10 protein-coding genes are annotated in these 16,029 nt (G+C 70.4%); 4 read left to right on the plus strand and 6 right to left on the minus strand.

Annotation, left to right across the window (positions count from 1 at the left end):
- The first annotated feature begins 2 nt into the window (after positions 1–2).
- Positions 3–764: a universal stress protein gene (locus MCHUDSM44219_RS07610; protein ID WP_236695392.1), complete on the plus strand. Its 762-nt coding sequence runs from the start codon at positions 3–5 to the stop codon at positions 762–764.
- On the opposite strand, the gene MCHUDSM44219_RS07615 is transcribed toward MCHUDSM44219_RS07610, so the two are convergent.
- Positions 728–1,573 carry a universal stress protein gene (locus MCHUDSM44219_RS07615; protein WP_048417632.1) on the minus strand — a complete coding sequence of 282 codons (846 nt, stop codon included), beginning with the start codon at positions 1,571–1,573 and terminating at the stop codon, positions 728–730. The two genes, MCHUDSM44219_RS07610 and MCHUDSM44219_RS07615, sit on opposite strands and share 37 nt — an antisense overlap.
- A gap of 3 nt (positions 1,574–1,576) precedes the next feature.
- Positions 1,577–2,557 carry an Acg family FMN-binding oxidoreductase gene (locus MCHUDSM44219_RS07620; RefSeq protein WP_048417633.1) on the minus strand — a complete coding sequence of 327 codons (981 nt, stop codon included), beginning with the start codon at positions 2,555–2,557 and terminating at the stop codon, positions 1,577–1,579.
- A gap of 128 nt (positions 2,558–2,685) precedes the next feature.
- Here MCHUDSM44219_RS07620 and MCHUDSM44219_RS07625 point away from each other — a divergent pair, with 128 nt between their 5' ends.
- Both MCHUDSM44219_RS07625 and MCHUDSM44219_RS07630 read left to right on the plus strand, forming a co-directional pair.
- Positions 2,686–4,182, plus strand: a complete 1,497-nt coding sequence (locus MCHUDSM44219_RS07625) for a bifunctional aminoglycoside phosphotransferase/ATP-binding protein (RefSeq protein WP_048417644.1) — start codon at positions 2,686–2,688, stop codon at positions 4,180–4,182.
- Between the two features lie 104 nt (positions 4,183–4,286).
- Positions 4,287–5,648 carry a WS/DGAT/MGAT family O-acyltransferase gene (locus MCHUDSM44219_RS07630; RefSeq protein WP_048417634.1) on the plus strand — a complete coding sequence of 454 codons (1,362 nt, stop codon included), beginning with the start codon at positions 4,287–4,289 and terminating at the stop codon, positions 5,646–5,648.
- Positions 5,649–5,650: 2 nt separating this feature from the next.
- Here the strand turns inward: MCHUDSM44219_RS07630 and MCHUDSM44219_RS07635 are convergent, their stop codons facing one another.
- The 4 genes from MCHUDSM44219_RS07635 to ppsA all read right to left on the minus strand — a co-directional run bounded on the left by MCHUDSM44219_RS07635 (position 5,651) and on the right by ppsA (position 12,069).
- The gene (locus MCHUDSM44219_RS07635) at positions 5,651–6,532 is read right to left on the minus strand and encodes a universal stress protein (protein WP_048417635.1); all 882 of its coding nucleotides are present in this window, start codon (positions 6,530–6,532) and stop codon (positions 5,651–5,653) included.
- Between the two features lie 16 nt (positions 6,533–6,548).
- Positions 6,549–7,358 carry a universal stress protein gene (locus MCHUDSM44219_RS07640; RefSeq protein WP_048417636.1) on the minus strand — a complete coding sequence of 270 codons (810 nt, stop codon included), beginning with the start codon at positions 7,356–7,358 and terminating at the stop codon, positions 6,549–6,551.
- Between the two features lie 92 nt (positions 7,359–7,450).
- Complete coding sequence (locus tag MCHUDSM44219_RS07645) at positions 7,451–9,754, minus strand: heavy metal translocating P-type ATPase (RefSeq protein ID WP_048417645.1); 2,304 nt, start codon at positions 9,752–9,754, stop codon at positions 7,451–7,453.
- A gap of 35 nt (positions 9,755–9,789) precedes the next feature.
- Positions 9,790–12,069 (minus strand): phosphoenolpyruvate synthase, encoded by a 2,280-nt coding sequence (gene ppsA / locus MCHUDSM44219_RS07650; protein WP_048417637.1) that lies wholly within the window; start codon positions 12,067–12,069, stop codon positions 9,790–9,792.
- Between the two features lie 187 nt (positions 12,070–12,256).
- On the opposite strand from ppsA, the gene otsB reads away from it, so the two are divergent.
- Complete coding sequence (otsB, locus tag MCHUDSM44219_RS07655; RefSeq protein ID WP_048417646.1) at positions 12,257–15,892, plus strand: trehalose-phosphatase; 3,636 nt, start codon at positions 12,257–12,259, stop codon at positions 15,890–15,892.
- Positions 15,893–16,029: the final 137 nt, after the last annotated feature.

Raw genomic sequence — 16,029 nt, forward strand, 5'->3', positions numbered from 1 at the left:
CCGTGTCCGACTCCCTGCCGTCCAGCGAGGGACTCGCCGTCGTCGTCGGTGTCGACGGCTCGCGCGCAGCGCTGAACGCCGTCCGATGGGCGGCCGCCGAGGCGGTGGACCGCGACCTGCCTCTGCGCATCGTGCATGTGGTGGCCTCGGGCGGCGCGACAGACGACGGTGCCGCCGACGCGGCACTCCTGGCGGCGCAGAACGCTGCCTTGATCAGCACGGAAAGTGTTCGCGCTCAGCGCGTCCAGATCATCGGGCGGCCAGAGGACATCCTGCTCCAGGAGTCTCGGCATGCGGCGATGGTGTGTATCGGCGCGAGGCCGCGCCGGGCCGCAGACGAACCGGTCGTCGGGCGCGTGGCGGCCGCGTTGGCGCGGGCCTCGGCGTGCCCGGTGGCCGTCATCCGCAGCCGGACCGACGGGACCGCGCACACCGACGGGGTGATCTCGGTGGTGCTGTCCGACGACGTCGGTAACGACGACGTCGTTCACCTGGCGATGCACGAGGGCCGGCTCCGGGGGTGCGTGGTACGGCAGATCGACCGGCGCGCCGACAGCTGGGTGCGACGCTATCCCGACGTCCACGTCGAGACGGTCGCGGCCGGTTCAGGTCACCAGTTCGGCTGGGAGACAGATGGTCACGGCGACGTCGGCCTGGCCGTGGTGGGGGCGGCCGACGCGGACGCGCTGCCGACCCTGACGATGCCGAACTGCCACCCGATTCTGGGCTACCCCAACTGCTCGCTGCTGCTGGTGCGGCAGTGAGGTTCGCACAACAGCACATCGAAGCCGAGGTCGCCGGGCATGCCCTGCTGGGGCGGGCCGATCAGCTCGGCGATGGCGTCGGCGCGCTCATGGGGAACCACCACGAGCCGGATCGAGCGGACATGGCGGGCGAGATAGTTGACGAAGCTGCCGGGCGACGCGACGGCCTGGATGTCCAAGTCCGGGAACCGCACGCGCCATGTGGTCAGTCGGCGATCGAGTCGACGTCGCGCGAGCCGGTTCCCGTCGGCGACCGCACCGGCATCGTGGATGTCGGTGTAGCGCGAGGGCCATGTGGTGACCACCCGCAGCGCGCAGCGCCTCAGCAGAGCCTCCTCCACGCCGCGCCGTAGCGCCACGTCCGTGGCCGGGTCTTCGCCGACTTCGACCACCACCCAGCCCGGTTCGCGTCCGGCGGGGTGGATGATCGCCAACGGGCAGTGTGCCGAGGTCGCCAGCGCCGCCGCGGTCGATCCCATCCGGGTCAGACCACCGTGCGTGAGGCCGACCGAGCCGACGCACAGCATCTGCGCCTGCCGGGACGCGTCCTCGAGCGCGCGGACCGCCGGGTCGCGAACGATCTCGGCTTCCAGCTTGACGGGCCGGTCGGTGGCGTCGACGCGTGCGCAGGCCGCCTGTACCGCGTTCTCCGCAGCGGCCAGTTGGTGCGCCGACTCGTTCGGAGACAGGGCGAACACCAGCCGTAACGGGATGTCGCGGCTCACGGCCTCGTCGACCGCCCACACGGCGGCGTCGATGGCCGAGTCCGAGCCGTCGATACCGACGACGACGGCCGCAGATGTCGCCATGCGTCACACCCTGAATTCGAGGACGTCGGCGAGCGGCCGACGCGGCGTCGGCGGCTCGATGTCGTCGGCACCCGGCGCGACCCCCACGCGGACGAGGACTTGCGGATGCCCACGGTGTCCGATCAACTCCGCCAGGATCTCCCGGCTGGCGGGCACCTCGGTGATGTGGGTCAGCGGGCAGGTCGCCAGCCCCGCCATCGTCGCGTCCAGCAGCACCGCGGAGAGCACCTCGCCGCAGCGCAGCACGCTGTGGCGGGTGTCGTCATAGGTGGACAGCAACACGACTTCCGCGCGGTCTTCGGCGATCTCGCCCCGCCGGTCTTCGTGCCGGACGGTGGGGAAGCGCCGCCCGATGTCCACGCGTTCGCTTTCCGCGGCTGTGAGCAACGAGCTGGCCGGAATCCCCTCGGCGACCGCGACATCGGTGGTCCACCCGAGAAGCTCGGCGTGATACGACGAGTCGTAGAGGCGGGCGGACACCGTCATGGCCGAGGCGTCGGCCAGCTGACGGTGGGCCTGGCGTGGGATCGCGTCGATGCGCACGTCGCGGGTCTGGTCCTCGGCGAACCGCTCGACAACGGCATCCCACTGCGGCGGCGCGGCGAACGGCAACCGATCGGCACGCCTGCGCAGGATGGCGTCGGCGCGCTGACGGTGCCCGTCGGTGACGAAGTCCATCGGATCGCATCCGATCGTCGCCACATGATCGAGATTGTTGGGATTGGGAAAGGTCTCGACGTACGTCATCCACCCCGCGACGGCCATGGCGACCCGGAAGTGGTCGAGGACAGCGCCGCAGGCGATCAGCACCTCCCGCCCGCTGGTGTCGGTACGTGCCGGTGCGCGATCGGGCTCGGCGAAGAGCTCGATCCCCGCAGCGTCGACGACCCAGTGCCACGGCTGGCTGTTGTACAACGACGGTGCACGACAGGCCAGCCATATCGCATCGCTGATCACCTCGGGGTCCACGCCGATGTCGCGCATGTCGCGCCCTCCGTTTCGGTTGGCTCAACTCTCGCCCAGCCCCGGCGGGGCGACCAGGGTCAATGGTCCTCAACGGCGGGCCCTCCGGCTCTGCCCGCGCCGGGGCGGCCTCCGGCACAGTGGACGCCATGGCCGACGTCACCGCCGGGCACCGGGTGCCCGAACCCTGGTCCGCTCCAGGCAACCTGTGTGCGGAGGTACACGAGACCCATACCGGGGTCGTGACGCTGCTGGGAGCCAGGGCGTACAAGGCCAAGAAGGCGGTGCGCACCGACTTCTGCGACTTCACCACGGTCGCGAGTCGCGACGCCGTATGCCGCCGCGAGCTCGAGCTCAACCGCAGGCTCGCCCCCGACAGTTACGAGGGCATCGGTTACTTCGAGACCCCGACCGGGATGCGCGAACCCGTCGTGGTGATGCGGCGGTACCCCGACGCGGCGCGGCTGGCCACGCTGGTCCGCAGCGGAGCGCCCGTCGAGGCGGATCTCGCAGGGATCGCGGCCCGGCTGGCGCACTTCCACCGCGGCGCCGCGCGAGGGCCCGCCATCGACGCGCAGGCGAGCCCCGCCGCCACGGCCGCGCGGTGGGAGGAGAACCTGGGCGAGTTGCGCAAGCACGCCGGCTTCGTCGTCGCGTCCGATTTCGTCGACGAGATCGCCACGCGCGCAGCCCGATTCCTCGAGGGACGGACAGCTCTGTTCGCCCAGCGAATCGCACTGCGACGCATCGTCGACGGCCACGGCGATCTGCTGGCCGATGACATCTTCTGTCTGCCCGACGGCCCTGTCCTGCTGGACTGCCTGGAATTCGACGATCGGTTGCGGTACGTCGACGGGGTCGACGACGCTGCGTTCCTGGCGATGGATCTGGAGTTCTGCGGTCGGGCCGACCTGGCCGTATGGTTCCTCGACGCCTATCGCACCGAGGCCGACGACCCGGCTCCGCGCTCGCTGGCCGACTTCTGTGTCGCCTACCGGGCCGTGGTGCGGGCCAAGGTGGATTGCGTGCGGGTCACCCAGGGCCACGCCGACGCGGCGGTGGACGCGCAGCGGCACCTCGGGATCGCCGTGCGCCATCTACGCTCGGGCGCGGTGCGCCTCGTCATGATCGGCGGCGGACCCGGGACCGGGAAGTCGACCGTCGCGCGGGGGCTCGCGAGCCGTACCGGAGCGCGCGTCGTGTCCACCGATGAGGTACGCAGGCACCTGCAGGACGCCGGGCGGCTCAGCGGTGCGACCGGCACGCTGAACGCCGGACTGTACGCCCCCGACCAGGTCGCCGTCGTGTACGACGAGGTGCTGCGCCGCGCCCGCGACCTGCTGGCGCAGGGCTGGCCGGTGATCCTGGACGGCACCTGGCGGGATGCGGCGCACCGGCAGCAAGCGCGCGATGTCGCTCACGAAACCGCCTCGGAGATGGTCGAATTCATCTGTGGCGCCCCGGTCGAGGCGGCGGCGCGCCGGGTCGCCGAGCGGGGGCCGTCGGTGTCGGATGCCACGCCGGAGATCGCGGCTGCCCTCAGCGATGCCCACGGGGACTGGCCGCAGGCCCAACGGCTCGACACCACCTGCCCGCTCGAGGAGTCCATCGCGCAAGCGCAGCAAAGGTACTGCGCGCCGGCGTGAGATCCGCAGGCTCCGTCGGAGCGCGGGGCAGTAGGGCGGTTGGTCCCGGCGGCAAGGGACATCGGCCCCTTCCGCCCCCGCCGACCCCGCCGGACAGTGAGGGGGTGGAGCATCTGACGAACCTGGACGCCGGTTTTCTGGAAGCCGAGGACTCGGACCGCCATGTCAGCCTGGCCGTCGGTGGCCTGTCGATCCTCGAGGGGCCGATGCCCGACATCGACACGCTCGTGGCCGGAGTCGCCGACCGGGTTGTCGACATCCCGCGCTTCCGGCAGGTGCTGCGCACCCATCTGCTCGACCTCGGCCCACCGGAGTGGGAGGACGACCCCGAGTTCGACCTGTCCCACCACGTGCACCGCGCGGCACTGCCCAGTCCGGGCGACGATGCGGCCCTGCACGGCTTCGTGGGCGAGGTGATGGGGCGCCGCCTCGACCGTGACCGCCCGCTGTGGGAATGCTGGGTCATCGAGGGCCTCGACGAGGACCGGTGGGCGGTGCTGATCAAGATCCACCACTGCATCGCCGACGGCATCGCGACGATGCACCTGTTCTCCCGGCTCGGTGACAGCAGCGAGGCGCCGAGTTACGACACGGAGATCCGTGCCGCCCGGCAATCCGCGGACACCGCGTTCTCCGTGCCGGGGTTGGGGCTCAATCCGCTGCGCTGGGCCGGCGGCATGTGGCGGGCGGCGACCGCGGCCACACGCGTGTCGGCGCTCGCGGTCGGCGGGGCCCTGCAGGTCACCAGCGGTATCCTGCGTCCGGCGCAGACGTCGTCGCTCAACGGTCCCGTCTCGGCCATGCGCCGCTTCAGTGCCGCGGTGGTGAAGCTGGAAGACGTTGCCCGGATCTGTGATTCGTTCGACGTGACGATCAACGACGTCGCACTCGCCGCGATCACCAGCAGCTACCGCGCGGCGCTGGAGCGCAGGGGCGAGACACCCAAGCGCACGTCGCTGCGCACCCTGGTCCCGGTGTCGATCCGGTCGAACGACGCGGCGGACCGCACCGACAATCGGGTGTCTCTGATGTTGCCCACTCTGCCCGCCGACAAGGAGGACCCGGTCGAGCAGTTGCAGGCCGTGCATCGCCGGCTGGCCCGGGCCAAGAGCAGCGGGCAGCGCGAGGCGGGCGGCATCTTCGTCGCGATGTCCAATCTGGTGCCGTTCCCGGTGACGGCTTGGGCCGTGCGGGCGCTGACCCGGCTGCCTCAACGCGGCATCGTCACCGTAGCGACGAACGTGCCCGGCCCCCGCGAGAGGATGACCATCATGGGGCGTCGTGTGATCCGTGTACTGCCGGTCCCCCCGATCGCGATGCGGTTGCGCACCGGTGTGGCGATCCTCAGTTACGCCGACGAACTGGTCTTCGGGATCCTCGGGGATTTCGACGCCGCCTCGGACGTCGATCAGCTCGCGCGCGGTATCGAATCAGCGGTGGACGTCCTCGCCGCGGCCGCCGGCTGAGGTCAGCTCGGCACCACAACCGCCGGTGCAGAGGCGGATTCGGCCACCGCGGTGCTCACCGAGCCCAGCAGCATAGCCGGGACGCCACCGCGGCCACGGCTGCCGACGACCACCAGCTGAGCCTTCCGCGACTCGTCGACGAGCCAGCGCGCAGGGCGGTCGCACACGATGCGGCGTTGCACGTGGACGTCGGGATAGCGCTCCTGCCAGCCCGCCAGCCGCTCGCCGAGGATCTCTTGGCCCTCCTGCTCGTATGTGTGCCAGTCCATCCCCAGGATCGGGAACACGCCGACGTCGCTCCAGGCGTGCAGCGCCACCAGGTCGACGCCACGGCGGGAGGCCTCGTCGAACGCGAACGCGGTGGCGGCCTCGGAGGCGGGCGTGCCGTCGACACCCAGCAGGACGGGGGCAGTACGTTCCGGTGACTTCATCGCGTCGGCTTTGGTGACGACCACCGGACACTTCGCGTGATGCAACAGGTTCCGGCTCGCCGAGCCCAGCAGGACCCCGCCGATGGGGCCGAGTCCGCGGCTGCCGACGACCACCAGGGTCGCCCTCGCCGAGGCGGCCGCCAGTTCGGTGACGATGCCGCCACGGCGCAGAACCGCACGCACCGGCGGCGCGGCGGCGTCCCCGACGGAGGCCTGTAACGTCTTCTGCGCCTGTTCGATCTGGTACCGGGCGTTGTCCTCCTGCCACTGCGCATAGCTGAATTCGACGCTCTCGATCGGCCACGTGACCACGATCGGTGCCACCACGTGCAGCAGCGTGACGGACTCGCGGCGCAGCAGGGCTTCGTCGGCGGCCCACCGGACGGCGGCCTGCGACTCGGGAGAGCCATCGATGCCGACGACGATCCCGTACTCGGTGTTGGACTCGGTCATGAGAACTCCTGACTGCTCAGTGCCGCACCACCAGAGCTGACGCGTTCGCGTGCCGGTACATCGGATGTTCGCGGTGGCCGATGATCTCCGCCAGATCACTCGACTCGGTGCTGCCGATCACCGCGAGCTGCACCCGCTCCCGGTGCTTCTTCAAGAAGTGCCGCACGTCGGCGCGTTCGGCGATCGGGTACACGTGCACACCGGGATACCGGCGGCGCAACTCTTTGACGTCGTCGTCGAGACCGTGCGGCGCCGTCGCAGACGCCCGGTCACCCAGCGCCAACACCGGCGCATCCCGCAGCGCCGCTTCGTGCATCGCGCAGTCGACCACCGCGGTGTGGTCGGGATCGTCGTTGACAGCCACCACGATCCAGTTGACGCCGTGGCCCGCCGTGTCGTCCGCGGGGCGGATCACCGCCACCGGGCACGAGGATTTCTCCGCGAGTTCGGACGCGGTCGACCCGAGGATCGATCGGGCGTAACGGCCGATGCCGACGGATCCGACGCACACCATCTCGGCCTGGGCGGACAGCGCGAGCAGGGCTGCGCCCGCCGGGCCGCCGACGATCGACGTGCTGACAGAGAGCTTGGGACTCCGCGACTCGACCGTCACGGCGGCCTGCTGCAGCGCGGTCCGGCCGTGGTGGACGTCCTCGTTGTAATCATCGGTGCTGGTGTGCCGGGCCTTGGTCACGTAGACCAGACGCAGCGGCACGCCCCGGGCGAGTGCTTCGTCAGCGGCCCATTCGGCCGCGTGCAGCGCAGCCGCCGAACCGTCGATGCCGGCGATCACCGGCCGGTCGTCGGGGGGCGTGGTGTCCGACATCGCGTTTTCTCCGATTCCGTGGGGTCTCCGTGTGTCCTGTCGGCCCCGACGCTATGTCCGTGCTGGGCAGCGCAGAAGAGTCCTTGGTCACGTCACTGGTCACCGGTGAGCGTGAAATAGTTCTCCTCCTCCTGCAGGAAATGCAGCTGCAGCAGGGCGTAGAGACCGTACAGGCACGCCAGCAGGTCCTCGGTCTGGTCGGGCGCGACGCCGCCGGAAGCCCGCGCGAGCGCGACGTGGGTGCCGATCCGGTCGGACAACCGCTGGATCTCGGCGTGGGTCCGGCTCATCGTGGCGGTGGCCTCGCCGCCGCCGAGCGGGCGCGCCAGCGCCGGATACAGCTCGGTCTCCTCGGCGACTTCGTGGGGCAGCAGCCGCTCGGTGAGGAACGCATGGGCGCGGGTCAGGGTGGCCAGGGCCGCGGCGTCGCCGCCGACCAGCTGATCGGCTGCCTCGCGCAGCAGCCCCACGGCCTCGCGCAGTTCGTCGTGTTCGGAGGCGAAGCGCCGCAACAGTTCTCCGGTGTCCGGTGGCAGGTCGACGTGCGTGGCGGGATCGGCGCCCAGCGCCCGCAGCGCATTGAGGATCACCGCGACGTCGATGCCCTCCTGCAGCAATGCTCCCCACGCGGGCGGCAGCCAGCCGACGGCAGCCGCGGCCATCGCCAGTCCTGACAACGCCATGCCGACGGTGGCACTCTGCACCGCGATGCGCCGGGACCAGCGGGCGATGTCCATCGCATCGGCCAGTCGGTCCAGCCGGTTGGTGGTCAGCACGATGTCGGCGGCCTCCGACGACGCCGTGGCCCCGCGAGCTCCCATCGCGACGCCGACCGTCGCCGCCGCCAACGCGGGTGCGTCGTTGACCCCGTCGCCGACCATGATCGTGGTGGCGGATTCGCGTTCGGTGCGGACGGCGGAGACCTTGTCGGCCGGGCTCTGCTGGGCGTACACAGCGTCGAGACCCAGCACGGCGCCGACTTCACGGGCGGGGTCGGGGCGGTCGCCGGTGAGCATGACCAGACGGTTCAGTCCCGCCGCGCGCAGCCGTCGGACCGTGCGGGGAGCGTCACGGCGGAGAGGATCGCGCAGCAGCACGGCCCCGACGGGCTCACCGTCGACGCAGACCCAGGCGATCGCCGCGGAGTCCAGCCGGGCACGGTTGGACGCCGACCTGGCCCACGGCGCGGACAGCCCATCGGCGTCCAGCTTTCCCACGTACACGCGGCGGTGGTCGACGGTCGCGGTGGCGCCCCGGCCGGGTTCCTCGGTGACGTTCGTCGGCAGCGCCGGTTCCAGCCCTTGAGCCAATGCCTCGGCCACGATGGCCTCGGCCAGGACGTGGGCCGACATCTGGTCGACCGAAGCGGCGAGTGCCAGCACGTCGGCCGCCCGATGTCCGGGTGCGGTGAGGGTCTCCAGGACCGTCGGGCGGCCCTGAGTGAGCGTGCCGGTCTTGTCGAGTACGAGAGTGGTTGCGTGCCCCAGGCTTTCGAGCGCGCCGCCGCTGCGGATCACCACTCCTCGGCGGGAGGCGCGGGACAGGCCCGAGACGATCGCGACCGGAGCGGCGAGGAGCAGCGGGCAGGGGGTCGCGACCACCAGTACTGAGACAGCCCGTGCCGCCGAACCGCTGAACCACCATGCTGCCCCGGCGGTCAGCAGCGTGACGGGCAGGAACCATGCGGCGATGCTGTCGGCGAGCCGGATGATGGGTGCGCTCTCGGCGCCGGCTTCCCGGGCGAGCCGGACGATGCCGGCGTAAGTGCTGTCCGCGGCGGTAGCCGTCGCGCGCAGGTCGAACGCCCCTCCGGCGTTGACGGCGCCGCTGCGGATCATGTCGCCGGCCGGGTGCTCGACGTGCAGGGGCTCGCCGGTGAGCACCGACTCGTCGAGGACGGCCACCGTGCCGGTGACCCGTCCGTCGACCGGGACGACCTCGCCGGGTCTGACGACCAGCAGGTCGTTGACCGCCACGTCGTCGAGGGAGACCGTGGCCACCGTCTCGCCGGTGCGGCGGCGCGCAGAGCGCGGCGCATGCGCCAACAGCGCCTGCAGATCATGGGAAGCGCGGCGCTGTGCGGCCGCTTCGAGCGCGCGGCCGCCGGCCAGCATCACCGCGATCAGCCCACCGGCCAGGTACTCACCGACCACCAGCGTGCCGACCAGGGACAGCACCGCGATGACGTCGACTCCCGCCCGGCCGTGCCGCAGCGTGGCGATCACCCACCACAGGGCCGGCGCCAGCGCGATCAGGGTGCCGGCGATCCAGCAGCCGTCGGCGAACCGCTGGTGGCCTGCGGCCCAAGCGATTCCGCCCGCGGCGAGAGCGCCCACGGTGATCACTGTCAGGGTCGGCTCGAGGTACCTGCGCCACCGCGCGAGCACGGCGGTCATCGCGATGCCGCCGCCGGTAGCCGGCAGCGTCGCGGTCACCGCGCCGCTTCGAGCAGGACCCGTCGCTCGGCGGCGGCGATCACCCAACGGGCCGACGCGGCGGCGTCGGGATTGACCGACACCGACGTGATGCCCATCCGGACCAGGTGCTCCGCGAACGCCGGATTGGTCGACGGCGCTTGGCCGCACAGCGACGACGTGACACCCATTCTCCTTGCGGTGCCGACGATCTGGCGAATGGCGTCGAGGACGGCCGGATCAGATTCGTCGAACAGCTCGGCGCAGACGTCGGAGTCGCGGTCGACGCCGAGCACCAGCTGGGTCAGATCGTTGCTGCCGATGGACACTCCTTCGATGCCCATTCCGATGTACTCGGGCAGCCAGTGCACCACCGACGGCACCTCGGCCATCACCCACCGGTGCAGCCCCCGCTGCCGCCCCAGGGGGCTGGCATCGACCAGTTCCAGGCAGGCCTCGAGCTCCCATCGGGTGCGCACGAACGGGATCATCAGCGTGACGTTGGGCGACTGCTCCCGCACGCGGGCCAGCGCTTCGAGCTCGAGGGCGAACAGGTCGGGTTCGCAGATGTACCGGTAGCAGCCGCGGTAACCGATCATCGGGTTGTGCTCGACGGGTTCGTAGGCTTCGCCGCCCACCAGTCCGCGGAACTCGTTGCTGCGGAAGTCGGTGGCCCGGTACACCACCGGGCGCGTGCCGAAGGCCGCGGCGATCCGCCCCACCGAGGCCGCCAACTTGTCGACCAGCGTGCGCTGTTCTCCGTGCGCGATCAGGTCGCGCGGATGGCGGCCGCCGAGCGCCTCGGTCAGCATGAACTCCGCACGCAGCAGACCGACCCCGTCGACGGGCTGTGCCGCAACGGATTCGGCGGACTCGGGCATCGCGAGGTTGACGTAGACGCGGGTGCCGGTGACCTCGCTGACCACCTGGGGTCCCGCGCTGCGCTCGGTGACCGTGACCGTCGGCTTCGGCTCGACGCGCCCCGACACCACCTCCCCGCGCGCTCCGTCGACCGTGGCCACGGTCCCGTCGTGCAGATCGCGAGTGGCGGTGCGCGTGCCGACGACGCAGGGCACCCCGAGTTCGCGGGCCACGATCGCGGCGTGGCACGTCATGCCTCCGGTGTCGGTGACCAGCGCGGCGGCACGACGGATCGTCGGCAGCCAGTCGGGGTTGGTCATCTGCGCGACGAGGATCTCGCCCTTCTGAAGCCGTTCGCCCTGATCGGGCGTCTCGAGCACGCGGACCCTGCCCGACGCGATCCCGGGCGCCGCAGCCAGCCCGCGCGCCAGCACCACGTGCTTCTCGGCCGCGGCCGGGGTGGTGTGGCCCAGTGTGGTGATCGGGCGGGCCTGCACCAGATAGGTCTTGCCGCCGGAGATCGCCCACTCCGTGTCCTGGGGGCAGCCGTTGTGCCGCTCGGTGGCGATCGCGAGTCCGGCGATCGTGCGGAGTTCGTCGTCGGAGAGCACCCGCGAATCCGCCTCTGCCTCGCTGAGATCGACCGTGGTGTCGTGGCCGTCGGCGCCGCGGATGATCTTGAACGCCTTGTGGCCGAGCCGGATGTCGAGTGGTGCCAGCGTGTCCTTGGCGACGAGATAGGTGTCGGGCTCGACCTCGCCGGACACCACGACCTCGCCCAGACCGAAGGCGCCCTCGATGACGACCCGGTCCTGGGCGCCGTTGCTGGGGTCGGCAGTGAACGCGACCCCGGCCTTCTCCGAGTCGACCATCAGCTGGACGACGACCGCCATCGCCGGGTCGGCGGTGAAGCCGCGGCTGGCGCGGTAGGTGATGACGCGCGGGCTGAACAGCGACATCCAACACCGCACCACGGCGTCGATCAGCCCGTCCTCGCCGGTGATGTTGGTCAGGGTCGCGTTCATCCCCGCGAACGACGCGTCCGCACCGTCCTCGCCGGTCGCCGAGGACCGCACCGCCACGACCGACGCCGGGCCCAGCGCGGTGTAGGCGTCCAAGATCCGTCGGCGCACCGAGTCGCTGACGCCGGCTTTGTGCACCAGGCCCTGCATCCGCTCACAGCGCTCGGTGAGCGCGACGGTGTCGGAGGCAGCCTGCAGCGCCTCGCGATGCAGCGCGTTGAGCTCCGCGTCGACCCCGCCGGAGCGCATGGATTCGCGGTAGCAGTCGCGCAGCAGCACGAAGCCCGGCGGGACCGGCAGTTCGGCGGCGACCATTTCGCCCATGTTCGCGCCCTTGCCACCCGCTTCTTCGGCGTCGGCGATCGTCAGCGTGGAGATGTCGCGCACGTACGTGTCTTGCCGTGTTGCAGCCATGTGTCCACCCTCTGCGTTCCTGCCCCGCGCGCGTACCGTCCGAGGGCCACAGCGCCGCGCCGAAGGTCCCGAATGCCGAGGGCAGAAGGTCCCCGATCGGACAACGAGTGACTTCCTGCCCTTCCGGGTGCGACCGCCGAGACGATCACATGGGGCTCAGGGCCTTTGGGGTGTGAGGAGGATGCGCATGTCGCTGCCGGTGTTCGTGGACCCGCGTTACCACGACGCAGTGATCGTCGACCTCGACGGCGCGGGAGTGGTCGAGTCGACCGTCGAGTTCGTCCGCAGGCTCGCCGCCGACGACATCAAGGCGGCGGTGTACTCGGACGAGCCGCACAGCGCGGACGTGCTCGACGCCGCAGGGCTGTCGAATGTTCTCGCCGCGAGCGTGGACGACGTCGACCCGGACGACGTGCTACTCGAGGCGGCCCGCCGGCTGGGGGTGCACCCGGGTCGCTGCGTCGTCGTGGACACCACCGAGGCCGGCGTCGCGGCCGGCCGCAACGGCGGCTTCGGACTGGTGATCGGACTCGACCGCACCGGGGACGCGGAGTCGCTGCGCCGCTGCGGAGCCGACGTCGTGATCACCGACCTCGTCGCGGTGTCGGTGCGCGACAGCTTCCGCCGGACCTCGGAGATGGCCGATGCGCTGCAGTCCTACAGCGAATTCGCCGGGCTGCTCGAAACCCGGCAGCCGGTCGTCATGCTGGATTACGACGGGACCCTGTCCGAGATCGTCGGAGAACCCGACGCGGCCACGCTGGTCCCCGGCGCCGACAAGGTGCTCGCCGCACTCGCCGCGCGCTGCCCGGTCGCGATCATCAGCGGCCGCGCCCTGGCCGACATCCGTGACCGTGTCGGGGTGCCCGGCCTGTGGTACGCGGGAAGCCACGGCTTCGAGCTCGCCGCGCCCGACGGTTCGTGCCACGAGAACGAGGCCGGTGTCGCGGCCGTGCGCGTCCTGCAGGAGGCCCGCGATGAGTTGCGCCGGCAGCTCGCGTCGGTCGAAGGACTGCTCATCGAGGACAAGAGATTCTCGGTCGCGGTGCACTACCGGGCGGTGGCCCCCGAACGTGTCGACGAGGTGATGGCGACCGTCCGCATCCTCGGTCAGCGCCACCAGCTCCGGGTGACCGGCGGGCGCAAGGTCATCGAGCTGCGCCCCGACGTCGAGTGGGGCAAGGGCAGAACGATCGACTGGATCCTCGAGCGCATCGACGGCACGGATCTGTTGCTCCCCATCTACATCGGCGACGACCTGACCGACGAAGACGGTTTCGACGCCGTCCGGAACAAAGGCATCGGCATCGCCGTGCGCAGCGTCGAGACGGGCGATCGTCGATCGGCCGCACGGTTCGCACTCCTGGACCCCGAGGCGGTCTGCGAGTTCCTCGAGAAGATCGTCGAGCAGCTCACCGCCGAGCACGACACCCTCAACGATCCGTGGATGATGACCTACGGCGGGTACCGGCCCGAGGACGAGAAGCTGCGGGAAGCGCTGTGCACCATGGGCAACGGATACCTGGCCGTGCGCGGCGCAGCGCCGGAATGCGAGGCGGGGCAGTTCCACTACCCGGGCACCTACGTGGCGGGGATCTACAACCGTCTCACCGACAATGTGGCGGGCGTGACGATCGACAACGAGTCTCTGGTGAACCTGCCGAACTGGTTGCCGGTCACCTTCCGCATCGACGGGGGAGCGTGGTTCGGCATCGACGACGTCGACGTCTCCTCCTACCTGGTCACCCTCGATCTGCGCCGCGCCACGCTGTCACGGGAGTTCCTGTTCGCCGACGCCGACGGCCGCGACGTCCGGGTGCGCCAGAAGCGGTTCGTCTCCATGCATCAACCGCACGTCGCGGCGCTGACGACGACGGTGGAGGCGCTGAACTGGTCGGGCCGAATCGAATTCAGGTCGTCCGTCGACGGCGCGGTGGCCAACCGCGGCGTGGACCGGTACCGCGACCTCGCGTCACGTCACCTCGACGTGGTGGCCATGCACGAACTCGCCGCGGACTCGGTGCTGCTCGCCGCACAGACCGTCGAGTCGGGTATCGACATCGCGATCGCGGTGCGCAACACGCTGCGCGTCGGCGACGTCCACGCTCCCGCCGAGTGCCTGACGCTCACCGAGCACGCCCGCATCGGTCACCGGCTCACCGCGGACCTGCGCACCGGTCAGTCGGCCACACTGGAGAAGGTGGTCTGCGTGTTCACCAGCCGCGACCACGGCATCTCGGGCCCGGTCGTCGCGGCGGAACGGGAACTGCAGCGGGCCGGCGATTTCGCGACGCTGGAGCACGCGCACCGGTTGGCGTGGGCGCACCTGTGGGAACGCTTCAACGTCGAGATGGGCCGCGACGCGGACCTGCTGCGCATCGTGCGGTTGCACCAGCTGCATCTGCTGCAGACGCTGTCGCCGCATACGGCCGACCTCGACGTCGGGGTGCCGGCTCGGGGCCTGCACGGCGAGGCCTACCGCGGCCACGTGTTCTGGGACGAGCTGTTCGTGTTCCCGGTGACGAATCTGAGGCTGCCGAAAGTCACCCGCTCTCTGCTGATGTACCGCTACCGCAGGCTGCCCGAGGCCCGCCGCGCCGCGCTGGCGGCCGGTCACGTCGGCGCGATGTTCCCATGGCAGTCCGGCAGCGACGGACGTGAGGAAAGTCAACGGCTGCACCTGAATCCGAAGTCCGGCCACTGGAACCCCGACGCCAGCGCCCGCGCCCACCACATCGGGCTGGCGATCGCCTACAACGTCTGGCAGCACTACCAGGTCACCGGCGACATCGGTTTCCTGATCGACTACGGGGCCGAGATGCTCGCAGAGATCAGCCGGTTCTGGGTCAGCCTCGCCGAGTTCGACGACGAGCGGCAACGCTATGTGATCCGCGGGGTGATCGGCCCCGACGAATTCCATTCCGGTTATCCCGGAAAGGAATACGACGGGATCGACAACAACGCCTACAGCAATGTGCTGGCGGTCTGGGTCATCGCGCGCACCCTCGAGGCCCTCGAACGCATCCCGATGTACTACCGGCTCGCCCTGATGGAGAGCCTCGGCATCGACGACGACGAACTCGTGCGCTGGGACGACGTCAGCAGGCGGATGTTCGTGCCGTTCCACGACGGGGTGATCAGTCAGTTCGAGGGGTACGAGAAGCTCGCGGAACTGGATTGGGCGGGTTACCGGGCCCGGTACGCGAACATGCAGCGCCTCGACCGCATCCTCGAAGCCGAGAACGACAGCCCCAACAATTACAAGGCCTCCAAGCAGGCCGACGCGCTGATGCTGTTCTACCTGCTCTCCGCCGACGAACTCTACGAACTCTTCGACCGGCTCGGATACCGCTTCACACCCGAGCAGATCCCGGCGACCATCGACTACTACCAGGACCGTACCTCGCACGGGTCGACGCTGAGCGCCGTCGTGCATGCCTGGGTGGTCGCCCGCGGCAACCGCGCGCAAGCCATGGAGTACTTCGCGCAGGCCCTCGCCTCCGACATCGTCGACATTCAGCAGGGCACCACGTCCGAGGGTATCCACCTGGCGGCCATGACCGGCAGCATCGACCTGCTGCAGCGGTGCTTCACCGGCCTGGAGATCCGCCGGGACCGGATCGTGCTGGGCCCGCTGTGGCCGAAAGCCCTGGGCAGACTGGAGTTCACGTTCCGCTACCGCGGCCATCGGCTGCGGCTGAGCGTCAGCGGGCGCAGTGCCACGCTGTCGGCGGAACCCGGCGACGCCTCACCGGTGCTGGTGGAGTGCCGCGGGGTGCAGCAGACGCTGCTGGCCGGCGGCACGGTCGACTTCGACCAGTGACGGTGCGGTGCGGCCGCCGAGTGTGCGGAGTCGTCCGCGACTCGGCGCTTGAGTTCAAGGGGTCGATGCAACAGTTGGCGGTTTTGACAGTAGTTCGTTGAGGGCTTCGGCTGGGGTTTTCCAGTCGAGGGTTTTGC

This window comes from Mycolicibacterium chubuense (assembly GCF_001044255.1).
Classification (GTDB): domain Bacteria; phylum Actinomycetota; class Actinomycetes; order Mycobacteriales; family Mycobacteriaceae; genus Mycobacterium; species Mycobacterium chubuense.

What these genes read in the sequence shown, in the direction of transcription:
- MCHUDSM44219_RS07615 (WP_048417632.1), bottom strand. Translation starts at nt 1,573, where the DNA reads ATGGCGACATCTGCGGCCGTCGTCGTCGGTATCGACGGCTCGGACTCG.
- MCHUDSM44219_RS07620 (WP_048417633.1), bottom strand. Translation starts at nt 2,557, where the DNA reads ATGCGCGACATCGGCGTGGACCCCGAGGTGATCAGCGATGCGATATGG.
- MCHUDSM44219_RS07625 (WP_048417644.1), top strand. Translation starts at nt 2,686, where the DNA reads ATGGCCGACGTCACCGCCGGGCACCGGGTGCCCGAACCCTGGTCCGCT.
- MCHUDSM44219_RS07635 (WP_048417635.1), bottom strand. Translation starts at nt 6,532, where the DNA reads ATGACCGAGTCCAACACCGAGTACGGGATCGTCGTCGGCATCGATGGC.
- MCHUDSM44219_RS07640 (WP_048417636.1), bottom strand. Translation starts at nt 7,358, where the DNA reads ATGTCGGACACCACGCCCCCCGACGACCGGCCGGTGATCGCCGGCATC.
- MCHUDSM44219_RS07645 (WP_048417645.1), bottom strand. Translation starts at nt 9,754, where the DNA reads ATGACCGCCGTGCTCGCGCGGTGGCGCAGGTACCTCGAGCCGACCCTG.
- ppsA (WP_048417637.1), bottom strand. Translation starts at nt 12,069, where the DNA reads ATGGCTGCAACACGGCAAGACACGTACGTGCGCGACATCTCCACGCTG.
- otsB (WP_048417646.1), top strand. Translation starts at nt 12,257, where the DNA reads ATGTCGCTGCCGGTGTTCGTGGACCCGCGTTACCACGACGCAGTGATC.